The 12,393-nt window shown below is 66.7% G+C and carries 4 protein-coding genes; 2 read left to right on the top strand and 2 right to left on the bottom strand.

Translation table 11 applies throughout. From position 1 onward, the window contains the following. Positions 1-39: 39 nt before the first annotated feature. Both RB623_RS13100 and RB623_RS13095 read right to left on the bottom strand, forming a co-directional pair. Positions 40-1,434 carry an aminotransferase class I/II-fold pyridoxal phosphate-dependent enzyme gene (locus RB623_RS13100; RefSeq protein ID WP_308057286.1) on the bottom strand — a complete coding sequence of 465 codons (1,395 nt, stop codon included), beginning with the start codon at positions 1,432-1,434 and terminating at the stop codon, positions 40-42. Continuing rightward, a complete protein-coding gene (locus tag RB623_RS13095) occupies positions 1,434-8,927 on the bottom strand; it encodes a type I polyketide synthase (protein WP_308057285.1) in 7,494 nt (2,497 codons plus the stop codon). Before RB623_RS13095 ends, RB623_RS13100 begins: the two co-directional genes overlap by 1 nt. A gap of 602 nt (positions 8,928-9,529) precedes the next feature. Between RB623_RS13095 and RB623_RS13090 the strand changes: the two genes are divergently transcribed. Then, the gene (locus RB623_RS13090) at positions 9,530-10,969 is read left to right on the top strand and encodes a phosphomannomutase (protein WP_308057284.1); all 1,440 of its coding nucleotides are present in this window, start codon (positions 9,530-9,532) and stop codon (positions 10,967-10,969) included. Further along, positions 10,966-12,381, top strand: coding sequence for a mannose-1-phosphate guanylyltransferase/mannose-6-phosphate isomerase (locus RB623_RS13085; protein ID WP_308057283.1), 1,416 nt, complete (start codon positions 10,966-10,968; stop codon positions 12,379-12,381). Before RB623_RS13090 ends, RB623_RS13085 begins: the two co-directional genes overlap by 4 nt. The last annotated feature ends 12 nt before the right edge of the window (positions 12,382-12,393 follow it).

Here is a 12,393-nt window from a genome sequence, read left to right as displayed (position 1 = left end):
TGCCGCGGCAGCGAAAGCCGGTCATCATCGTCACGCGGCTCAGGCTTCGGCGGCCATCCTGCGCAGCACCGCCTCGATGTCGACGGAGCCAATGCCGAAATTGCGCTCGACCAGCGCTTCCAGCTTCTCCGCCGTCTGCGTGACCGCATAGTCGATCTGCTCGGGCGTGTGCTCGCTGGTGATGAAGAAGCGCAGCCGCGCCAGCCCCTCCGGCACGGCGGGATGGATGATCGGCATGACGTTGATGCCGGTCGCCATCAGGTCGTTGGAAAGCTGCGCGGCGCGCAAGGAATCGCCGATGATCACCGGGATGACCGAGCAGCCGACGCTGACGCCGGTGTCGAGGCCGCGCTTGCGGGCGAGCTCGTAGAACAGGTGGCCGTTGCGGCGCATGCGCGCAACCCGCTCCGGCTCGCGATCGATCAGGTCGAGCGAGGTCCAGGCGGCCGCCGCAAGCGCCGGCGCGAGGCCGACGCTGTAGATGAAGCCACCGGCGCTGCCCTTGAGCAGCGTGACCAGCGCCTCGCTGCCGGCGACATAACCGCCGCAGCTCGCCGTCGTCTTCGACAGCGTGCCCATCCAGATGTCGACGTCGCGCGGGTTGCAGCCGTGATACTCGGCGGTGCCCCGCCCGGTGTCGCCGATGACGCCCAGCGCATGTGCGTCGTCCACCATCAGCCAGAAGCCGTATTGCGATCTGAGCTCGATCAGCCTGGGCAGGTCGGCGACGTCGCCGTCCATCGAATACACGCCTTCCACCACGACAAGAACCCGGCGGTGCCGCCCCGTCACCGAACGCAGCACGCGCTCCAGGTCGTCCATGTCGTTGTGGCGGAACAGCCGACGGTGCGAGCCGGACAGTTTCGCGCCGATCAGCGCGCTGTTGTGGATGAACTCGTCATGGATGACGAGATCCTCCGGGCCGAGCAGGGTGCCGATCGTGGCGACGTTGGTGAGATAGCCGCTGACGAAGACGATGGCGGATTCCACGCCGTAGAAGCCGGCGATCTTGGATTCCAGCTCGCCATGGATGGGGCGCTCACCGGCGACGAGCCGGCTTGCGGATGCCGATATGCCGTAGCGGTCGACTGCGTTCTTGGCGGCCGAGAGAACCTCGGCATGACGGTTCATGCCAAGATAGTCGTAGGAGGCGAAGTTGATCAGCGTCCTGCCGTCGACGACGGTCGTCGCACCGGCCGCCCCGGCATGGCTGCGGAAGAACGGGTTGTCGATACCGAGCTGGTCCCCCGCTGCCGCCTGCGCCACGATCTGCTTGTGCTCCGGCAGGTCGGTGAAGGCGGGCGCCAGATTGACCTGCGGCGCCACCGCCGGGCGGGCGGCCCGTTTGCCTCCGGCCGGCCGCGCATGATCCTTCATGAAGCTCAGCACCTGATCCCGAACAGCGCGGGAATTCTGGTTCGCTCCGTCGGTCATTACGCGCTTGCCTTGCCGGGATTGGTGTGGCGCGTCGCAAGATGGTCGACGACCGCATTATCCGCCTTTTCGCTGCCGTCCGTCCCGGCCCGCTGGGTGATCTTGAGATAGAGCTTCCGTGCCACGTCGCCGACCGTCGTGCTCTGGGTTACGCTGGAAAGCGGCATCTCGAAGCCGGTCTTCTGGCGGAAGCTCATGCCGAGTTCCATAGCCATCAGGCTGTCGAGGCCGACATCCTTGATCACCTTGAGCGGCGAAACATCGCTCACCGGCACCCGCAGGATCGCGGCGATCTCGCCTGCGACAAGCTGGAAGATCAGCAGCTCGCCTTCCTCCTGGCTCTTGCCCTCCACGAGTGCGACGAGGTCGATCATCTCACCGTCGCCGGCCGACGACTGGGTCTTGGCGGAGCGCTCGACCACGGCAAACAGCGGCGTCGCAACGGTCTTGAGATGGCGGGCCATGGCGAGGTCGATCTCGGCGATCGCCACGGACGCCGCTTCGACGGTGCCCGGATCGCGGACCATGTAGTCCTCGACATAGGCGAGCGCCTGGGCTGCGGTCATGCCGGTCTTGCCGATGCGCTTCGACAAGATGTCGTTGACCTCGGTGTTGCGGGCAAGGAAGCCGGTATCGGAGATGGCGCCGAAGCCGATCGCCAGGCCCGGCAGGCCGTCGCGCCGCCGCGCCCGCGCCAGCCCTTCGAGATAGCCGTTCGCCGCCACGTAATTGGCCTGACCCGGATTGCCGACGACCGTGGTGGCAGAGGAGAACAGGATGAAGTTGTCGATTTCGTCCTGGCGGGTCAGCCGGTCGAAAATCGCGGCGGCCTTGGCCTTCGGCTCGACCACAGCGCGCACGCGCGCCTCGGTCAGGTTCTCGATCAGTCCGTCATCCAGCACCATGGCCGCGTGCAGCACCGTCTTCAGCGGTGCCTGGGCGCGCAGTTCGTCGAGCATGCGCCGGACGGCGGCCTCGTCGGTGATGTCGCAGGCCAGGACGCTGGTGGCCACGCCGCGGGCCGACCATTTGCGCATCGCCGCCGTGGTCGCTTCGTCCGGCACGCCGCGCCGCGAGCACAGCGCGAGGTTGCGCGCGCCGTGCTCGACCAGCCAGTTGGCGGCCGCGAGTCCGAAGCCGCCAATGCCGCCGAGCACCAGATGCATGCCCTCGCGATCCAGCGCGAGGCCGGAGCGGGGCGCCGTCAGCACAAGGTCCCTGCCAGGAACCGGCGCCGTCACGACGATCTTGCCGACATGGCCGGATCCCTGCATCAGCCGGAAGGCGCCGACGATCTCGTCGTGCCGGAAGGCGCGATAGGGCAGGGGCGCCAAATCGCCCTTCTCGAACATCGTCGAGATTTCGGCCAGCAGGCTGGCGCTCAGGTCCGGCAGCGTGTTGAGCAGTTGGTCGGCGTCGATGCCGAAATAGCTGACGTTGCGCCGGAACGGCCTGAGGCCGATCTTGGTGTCGGAATAGAAGTCGCGTTTGCCGAGTTCGAGGAAGCGGCCGAACGGCTTCAGCAGCGACAGGCTGCGTTCCATCGCCTCGGAGAACAACGAATTCAGCACGATGTCCACGCCGACCTGGCCGGTCACGGCAAGGACGTCGTCGACGAATTCCAGCGTGCGCGAATTGAAGACGTGGTCTGCGCCGAGCGTCTCGAGCAGCCGGCGCTTTTCGGTCGACCCGGCCGTGGCGATGACCTTCGCGCCCTTCGCCTTGGCGATCTGCAGGGCTGCGAGGCCGACGCCGCCGGCGCCACCATGGACGAGCACCGTTTCACCGGGACGCAGGCGCGCCAGTTCGACAAGTGCGTAGTAGGCGGTAAGGAAGGCGACCGGCAGCGTCGCGCCGGCAACCGGATCGACGCCGGCCGGCAGCTTCGCCACGCCGGACCGCTTCACGCAGACATGAGTCGAGAACGCGGCCGGCGCCACAGCCATCACCGCGTCGCCGATCGCGAAGCCGGTCACCCCGGCGCCGATCGCGTCGATATGGCCGGCGCACTCCATGCCGATGGTCGGGCCGGCGAAACCGTCCTCAAGCGCTTCCTCGGGCAGCATGCCCATCGCCCACATCACGTCGCGGAAATTGAGGCCGGTCGCCTTGACGGCGATGCGGATCTCGTCCGGTCCGGGTTCAGCGGCAACGGTGGTCTGCCATGCGATGCTGGCGACCTGCGAGGCCACGCGCTGCCGCACCGTGGCGGCCTCGAAATCCGACGTCAGCGCCTGGCTTTCGGCGACCGGACCCGGAACGACGCGTACCTCGAGGGCTTCGCCGGTGGCGGCGTCGAAGGCCCATTCGCGGTTGTCGCCGCCGGCGCTGACGAGAGCGAGCGCACGGCCGATGCGGGTCGCGACGCTCCAGCCCGGCACGCCGGAGAAGTCGAGCGAATGCACCTCGATGGCCTCGTATTCGTTGCGGAGCACGCGCAGGAAGGCCCACAGGCCGGCGTCGCTGGCGGAGGCGTGCAGCGCAGCCCCGTCCGGCGAAGCGGGAACCGCAAGGCGCAGCGTGCGAGAAGAAGCGTCCGTCGCGGCGAGGCCCCGCAGCACCTCCGCAATCAGGCCGAGCCCGACCACGCTGCGCTGAAGCCGCTCAGTTCCGTCTCCCTCCGCGGCCTCCGGAAGATAGACGATGGTCACGTCGCCTTCGCCGAACCGCTCAAGGGCGGTTGTCAGGGCGGCGCGGTCCTTGTCGGCGGAGCCGGCGAAGCGCAGGAAGCCGATCCCGTTGTCCTCGAGCGCGGTCCTGACCTTGGCGGGCAGGCGGCCGTCATGGAGAACGAGCGCGGGCTGCTTTCCGATGGAGAGAACGGCTCCGGCTTCGCCGCGGCGCACGGCCTCGACGGTAATCATCGGGCCGTGCGGCAAGTCATGACGCGCGACGGAGGCGTCGTCGAAGGTCAGATAGCGCAGCAGCGACTGCCAGTCCTCGGAGGAGGCAAGCTGCCCGATCGGGAACTCGACGCCCTTGCTGCGGCTGAACCAGCCGTCGTTGAGGCCAAAGGCGAAATCGCTGAAGGCGCTCGGCGCCGGAGCACACAGCAGAAGCTGCGTGCCGGCGCCGCTGATCGAGGCGATGGCGGCGCTCATCCCGTCGCTTCCAAGCAGTTCGAACACATGGTCGGCGGCGCTGACCACGACGTCTACGGCGCCGGCCTGTGCGAGATCGGCAGGGCGCACGACCGTCACATGCGGATTGCTCTCGAAGGCGATCGACAGTTCCCCGAACGCGGCGTCGCGGGGTTCGACCGCGACGAAGGCCGCGCCCGCCTGCGCGGCGATGCGCGCCAGGCTCGCCGTGACCGAGCGTGAAACCGTGCCCAGTTCGACGATGCGCCGCACCGGATGCGTTGCTTTCCGGGCTTCGACCGCCGCATCCAGGGCTTCGAGCATTCGGCCCACGCGGCTGACGCTCGCCGGCGAATGGACCCGCAGGCTCTCCAGCATCGTGTCGCTGATGACGGACGGTTTGGGCTTGCCGGCCTCGTCCTGCCGGGCGTCGGCCGCGGATGGCGCGTGAAGGGCGTCGAGCCGCTGCATCGCCTCGGAATAGACGTCGTTGACGGCGACGACCTCGGCGATCCGGTCCGGCCGTTCGCGGTAGATCGCGTTCAAGATGGCCGGAACGGAGGGCAGCGAACAATCGGCCTCGATCGTCCAGTTGCCCTCGCTCTGCTCGGCGAGCCCGACCTCTTCCAGAAGGTAGAGGCCGTTGGCGAGGAAACGCTGGAAGCCGAGGTCGCCGGGAAGCGAGTCGATCGCGACGACGCCGACGCCGCGGCTGGTCTTGCGTGCGATCTCGAAGCTGGCGCGATAGATGGCGGCCTGCAGCATGTCCGAGGAACTGTCGCCCTGCGATTCGGCGGGTGCAGGGAAGAATCGTGCGGGCTCTCCGCCGACCGCGGCGCGGGCGCCGGCGGCAAAAGTCGGCAGGCGGCTCGGCACCAGCGTCTGGTGGTAGCTCACGTCCTCCAGCGGCTTCTGCTGACGCAGGAAGGTGCGCTTGAACCGGCAGTCGTCGAGGGTCGCAACGACTTCACCCGCCTTGTCGAGCAAGGTGAAACCTGCCTTGATCGAGCCGGAAGACACCCGCTCGATGTTGATGATGGCGCGCATGATCGTCGCGCCGGGACGATAGAGGCGGGCCGTGCCGAATCGCACTGGGATGTAGGGCGCGCCGCGCCTATCGCCGGAAAGCTCGCCGAACATGGCGACAAGGCCGTGGAAGGCCGCATCGACCGAAACGGGATGCAGGCTGTAGCCTACATGCTGGTTCTTCGGAGCCTCGGGTGGCAGGATGGCGACGTCGATGCGCTTGTCGTCGGTGCGCGACGCCTCGCGCATCAGGCGGAAGGTCGGGCCGTAGTCCAGCCCAAACTGCTGCGCGGTCTCGTAGGCAGTTGCGCCGCTGACGATCCTGGTGTCGACGCGTTTCCAGGCCGGCGCCACTGGCGCCGGCTGCGCGGCCGACAGTTTGCGGCAGCGTGCCATGGCATGCAGCGTCCAGTCGTCGCTGCTCAGCCGGTCGCGCGACTTGATCTCGACGTCGCCGGTATCGCCGAAGACCGTCGTCGACAGTTCGCGCAGGTGGCTTTCAGACAGTTCCAGCGGCCGCAGGATTTCGAGATTCGACACCTCGATCGCGTCGGAGCCGAGGAACTGGCGTGCCACCGAGAGCGCGATGTCGAGGAAGGCGCTGCCTGGCAGGATCGATTTGTGGTCGACCACATGTTCCGCCAGGTCCGGGAACAGATGCGCGTCGATGTGGTTCTTCCAGCTTCCGCCGGAAAGGTCGATGCGCCAGCCGGCGAGCGTGTGCGGAGCGTCGAGGCGGCCGTAGAGGTCGATGGCGTCGGTGGTGAATTCGTGCCGCATCGGCACCGGCTCGAAGGGCAGGGCAGGGAGCGCGATCCTGGCGTTGCGCGGGCCGAAGGCCTTGCGCCGGTCGAAGACGCCGCCATTGGCGAGCACGCGCGAATAGGCGGTGGAGACCGGATCGGTAGCGCTTTCCTCGCGTGTCAGCGACGGGATCGAGGACGCCGCGACGGCGCGGTCCTTGATCGTGTCGCGCAGGTAGGAGGTGAGGATCGGCCGCGGGCCGATCTCGACGAAAAGCGTGCAGCCCATATCGAGGGCAGTGGCCGTGCCGCCGAGGAAATTCACCGGCTCGCGGACGTTGCTCCACCAATAGGCGGGGTCGAGGCTGTTGCCCGAGAGTACGTCGCCGGTGACGGTCGAGATGAAGGGCACCTGCGACGGCCGCAGCGCGATCTGCGACATGTCGTCCAGGAAATCGTCCTTGGCCACCTCGATCAGCGGATGGTGGAACGGGTAGTTGATGTCGAGCACCTGGCCGACCACGCGCTCGGCCTTCATGATTTCCTTCAGCGCCACGATCTGCTCGCTGGGACCGGAGACGGTGACCGAGCCCTTGGCGTTGACCGCGGCGATGGCGATCTCGTCGAGGCCGTGACGGCGCACGAAGGCGAGTGCGTCGTCCGGCGAAAGCTGGATCGCGGCCATGCGCCCGAGCCCGGCCAGCCTGTCCTGGTGGTAGGACCGTTTCGCCACCACCGAGACCGCGTCGACAAGCGAGATCGCGCCGGAGACGTAAGCCGCGGCAACTTCGCCGACCGAATGCCCGTAGACGGCGTCCGGCTTGACGCCGAGCAGCGACAGCACATCGGCCAATGCCGCCTGGATGGCGAACAGCAGTGGCTGCGCGATCTTGGTATCCTGCAGCTTGGTTTCGAGTTCAGCGTCGAAGAGGAGATCGATCAGGCTGATCTGCGAACGTACCTGGAACAGCGCATGGATGACGTTGAAGCGGTCGCGGAAGGCAGTGTTGCGGCGATAGGCGTCGATCGCCATGCCCGCCCATTGCGAGCCGTTGCCGGAGAACACGAAGGCGATCTTGGCGTTGTCGTGGATCGCCTCGGCCTGCACGGCCTCGCGGCTGTCGCGGTCGCGAGTGCGTGAATCGATCGCCTTCACGATCGCTTCCGGATCGTCGCTGGCCACGACGAAACGATGCTTGAGCGGATGAAGGTTCGCCCCGGCGGCGGCGATCAACGGCCGCCGTTCGGACGGGGCCGCGTCCTTGAGCGTGGCCCGATAGGACTTCAGCAGCAAATCCAGTGCGGATGCCGTATGCGCGCTGGCGAGGAACACCCTGCCGGCTGCTTCCGGTTTCTCGCGTTCGCGCGGTGTCTGCGGGTCGCTGATGATGATATGGGCGTTGGTGCCGCCGAAGCCGAAGGAGTTCACGCCGGCGAGCCGCGCATGTTTCCCGTGCAGCAGCTCGATCGGTTCGGCCGCCACATGGACGTTGAGCGCGTTGAAGTCGACGGCGTCGTTCGGCGTCTCGAAATGCAGCGAGGCCGGGAAATAGTTGTTCTCGAGCGCCAGCATCGCCTTCATCAGGCCGAGCAGGCCGGAGGCGGGTTCGGTGTGGCCGATGTTGGTCTTGATCGAGCCGATCGGAATGGGCGCCCGGCGCGCCGCGCCGACCACCGTGCCGATCGACCAGATTTCGGCGGGATCGCCGACCTTGGTGCCGGTTCCGTGTCCCTCGATGAAGGCCAGCCGGTTGGGATCGATGCCGTTGCCTTCGTAGATCGAGCGCAGAAGCTGCGCCTGCGCCTTTTCCGACGGCAGCGAAATGCCGTTGGTGCGGCCGGCGGAATTGACGGCGGACGCCAGCACCCTGCCGTAGCTCTTGTCGCCCTGGCTGGTGGCGATGTCGCTGCGGCGCAGGATGACCACTGCGCCGCCCTCGGCGCGCACGTAACCCATGCCGTCATTGTCGTAGGCCCGGCACAGCCCCTCGGGCGACAGCATCCTTGCCTGGGCGAAGCCGACGAAGGCGAGCGGATGGGTGAGGGCGTTGACGCCGCCGACGATTGCCGTGTCGACCTCACCGCTTTCCAGCGCCTTCATTGCCAGGTCCAGAGCCACCAGCGAGGACGAGCAGGCGGTGTCGACGGTTAGGCTCGGTCCGTTGAGGCCGAAGACGTGCGATATGCGGTTGGAGACGATCGACAGGGTGTTGCCCGTCATGAAATGCGGGCCGGCGGCGGCGGGGTCCTCGACGATGAGGTTGCCGTGGTCGAGCGCCGACGCACCGACATAGACGCCGACGCGCTGGTGGCGCAGGTCGGCGAAATCGATGTTCGCGCTCTCCAGAGCCCGCCAGGTCAGTTGCAGGATCATCCGCTGCTGCGGATCCATGAGTTGCGCCTCGCGCTGCGACAGGCCGAAGACGGCCGCGTCGAAGTCGAAGCAGCCGTCGATGATGCCGGCGGCGAAGGTATAGGTCTTGCCGCGCGTGCCGATCTCGGGATGCCAATAGCGCGACTGGTCCCACCGGTCCGTGGGCACCCGGGTGATCATGCAGCGGCGCTGCCGCAGGAGGTCGAAGAGTTGCTCGGGTGTGTCCGCGCCGGGGGCTCGGACTGCGCGACCTATGATTTCAACCGACATGTGCCTGACGCCGCTGTACCAAAATCAATGAATCAAACGACTTCGTAAGCCGTGTCAGCGAAAGACGCTGATGCTTGCTGCCTTCATCGTATCCCTCGCGATACGCCGATGATTCGGGAATGATGCCATCGGTGCTAACGACCATCCTGGTGGTTGCATTCCTGAAGTCCGCTTTTTGCCTGCCGCCTGATCCCCAATCCCCCCAGCGATCCCGTAGTAGCTTATATGACGCCGGGAGACAATCGATGCGACACGAATAGAAAGACAGTATAACTCGTCTCCGATGGAAAGCGTTTCCGTTCAAACCCTTATCCGGCTGTTCCGCGCCGTTCCCGCCTGCCCGGTTGCCTTGGCGCTGTTCTGGTTGCGTCAGGCGGTTCACCGCCCTCGTTAACGCCAATCATGGTTTTCTTGCGTCGCGCAGAACAAAAAACGGGCCCTGCGGGCGGCCGTTGCCGATATTGATTGTCCATTCGCAAATCGAAATGGGCGGTAGAGTCAAAGTCTTTCGCGGGTTGGTTGCAATAGCCTCGTCATTGACAAGCCGTTCCGGCCCGCTCATTGGACGGCGAGCGTGCGGAAGTCGCGAAAAGCGAGGTGGAATGGTTGCGTTCGGCACGAGCGGGCTTCGCGGTTTGGCCACCGACCTTCTGGCCGGTCCGGGCTACGTTCATGTTTCCGCCTTTGCTTCCCACATGCTTTCCGCCGGGATCGCATCCGGCGGCAAGGTCCTTGTCGGCTGCGACCGCCGCGACAGCAGTCCCGGCCTGACGCGCCAGTCGCTGGCGGCGCTGGGCGAGGCCGGACTTGCGCCGATCTATTGCGGCGTGCTGCCCACTCCGGCGCTTGCCTTGCACGCGCTGACCTTGGCTGTGCCGGCGGTCATGGTGACGGGATCGCATATTCCGCCTGACCGCAACGGACTGAAATTCTACCGGCCGGATGGCGAGATCGACAAGGCGGACGAACGCTCCATCGCCGCGCGCGCGGCCGAGGCGGCGATTCCGCCGGCCGTCCGGCTGGCGTCGCTGCCGGCCTTGCCCGCCCCGCATGGCGAGGCGCTCCGTCTTTATGTCGCCCGCTACAAGGCGGCTTTCGCCGAGCCGCTTCTCGCCGGCATGCGTGTCGGCGTCTATCGGCATAGTTCGGTTGCCGCCGACGTGCTCGAAGAGATTGCGGCCTGGCTCGGCGCGACCGTTGTGCGGCTGGGTGAAAGCGGGGGCTTCGTTGCGGTGGACACCGAGGCGATCGATGCCTCGATGGCGGCGCGGCTCGCGGATTGGTCGAAGGCGCACAAGCTCGACGCCATCATCTCGGCCGATGGCGATGGGGACCGGCCGCTGATGACGGATGAAACGGGCCGCGTCATCCGCGGTGACGCGCTGGGCCTCGTAGCCGCACAATTCCTGAAGGCGGACGCCGTGGTGACGCCGGTCTCCTCCAATCCGGGAATCAGCGCCGGAGGTGGTTTCGACGTGATCCGCACAAAGGTCGGCTCGCCTTTCGTGCTGGAGGGCATGGCGAAGGCTATCGAGAGCGGTTTCAGCCGAGTCATCGGCTTCGAGGCCAATGGCGGGCTTTTGCTCGGTACCGACTTCGCCGTCGGTGGTGCGGCGCTTGCGGCACTCCCCACCCGCGACAGCGTGCTGCCGATCCTCTGCGCCTTCGCGTCGGCCCGTGCCGCCGGCGTGCCGCTGTCGAAACTGGTCGACGATCTTGCCCTGCCGACCTGTCTCAGCGGCCGCGTCGAAAATTATGCGCGTCCCGACAGCGACCGGCTGATGGCCGATCTGCGGGCTTCGAACGATAACATCCGCATTTTCTTAAGCGGTCTCGGCCTATTGTCCGGCATCGAGGACATAGACGGCCTGCAGATCCATCTGGAGGACGGCGGGATGATCCATCTGCGGCCTTCGGGAAACGCGCCGGAAATGCGGTGCTATGTTTCCGCGCCGACGGTTGAACGCGCCGAGGCTCTGCTGCGGGCCGGCCTGTCCAGGATCGAGGATTTTGCCGGCGGCGCCAGCGGGGTAAAGAGTTGAGCATTGTTCCAGTCATCATCAGCGGCGGCGCCGGTTCGCGGCTGTGGCCGCTGTCGCGCGAAAGCCACCCAAAGCCGCTGATCGACGTCGGCGACGGACAGTCGCTGCTGCAGCACGCCTTTCGCCGCGCGCTGGCCATGCCCGACGTGGTCGAACTCGTCACCGTCACCAACCGCGACCTTCTGTTCGTCAGCGAGGACGAGTACCGCGACACCGGCCTTGCCGCACCGCCGCTGACCTATGTGCTGGAGCCGGAAGGGCGCGAGACCGCCGCCGCCATCGCAGCCGCGACGCTGGCGGTCGAAGAGGCGCACGGCCGCGACGCCATCCTGTGCGTGCTGCCCGCCGACCATATGGTGGCCAAGGTGCCGGCCTTCATCGCTGCGGTCGAACAGGCGATTGTACTGGCTCGGCAGGGCCGCCTGGTGACCTTCGGCATAAAGCCGACGCGGCCGGAGACCGGCTACGGTTACATCGAGGCCAATGGCACGGACGTCGTGCGTTTCGTCGAGAAGCCGGACACGAAGACGGCCGAGGGCTACGTCGCCAGCGGCCGCTTCTTCTGGAATGCGGGCATGTTCTGCTTCGCCGCCGGGACCATGCTGGACCTGCTCGAACAATTCGGCCCGGACATTCTGCAAGGCTGCCGCGACAGCCTGGAGGCCGCCCGCCGCTCGTCCGGCAAGGGCGTGGTCCAGATCGAACTCGACAAGGCGCGTTTTTCAGTCGTGCGCAAGGAATCGATCGACTACGCCGTGCTGGAGAAGGCGCCGAACGTCTCGGTGGTGCCTTGCGACATCGGCTGGAGCGACATCGGTTCCTGGACCGCCTTCGCCGACTTGATCCCGGCCGACGCGGCCGGCAACCACACGACCGGCGAGGTCGCTCTGGTCGATACGAAAAACTCGATCATCAGCGGTGGCGACCGGCTGATCGGGGCTGTCGGCGTCGAGGACATGATCATCGTCGACACCGCCGACGCCCTGCTGGTCGCCCGCCGCGAAGATGCCCAGAAGGTCAAGACGCTGTTCAACCGGCTGAAGGCCGAGGGGCACGAGGCGTCGAAGCTCCACCGCACCGTGCATCGCCCCTGGGGCACCTATACGGTGCTGGAAGAGGGCGAGCGCTTCAAGATCAAGCGCATCGAGGTGAAGCCCGGCGGGCGGCTCAGCCTGCAGATGCACCATCACCGCTCCGAGCACTGGGTGGTCGTGTCCGGCACCGCGCGCGTGGTCAATGGCGAGACCGAGATGCTGCTCGCCACCAACCAGTCGACCTACATCCCCTCCGGCACGAAGCACCGGCTCGAAAACCCCGGCATCCTGCGCCTGGTGATGATCGAGGTGCAGACCGGCGACTATCTCGGCGAGGACGACATCGTGCGCTATGACGACGTTTACGGCCGCAACTGACCGGCTGCTCAG

Source organism: Mesorhizobium sp. LHD-90, from assembly GCF_030929505.1.
Classification (GTDB): Bacteria; Pseudomonadota; Alphaproteobacteria; order Rhizobiales; family Rhizobiaceae; genus Kumtagia.
Note: the sequence above shows the minus strand (reverse complement) of the source record. Positions and strands in the feature narration are given on the sequence as shown.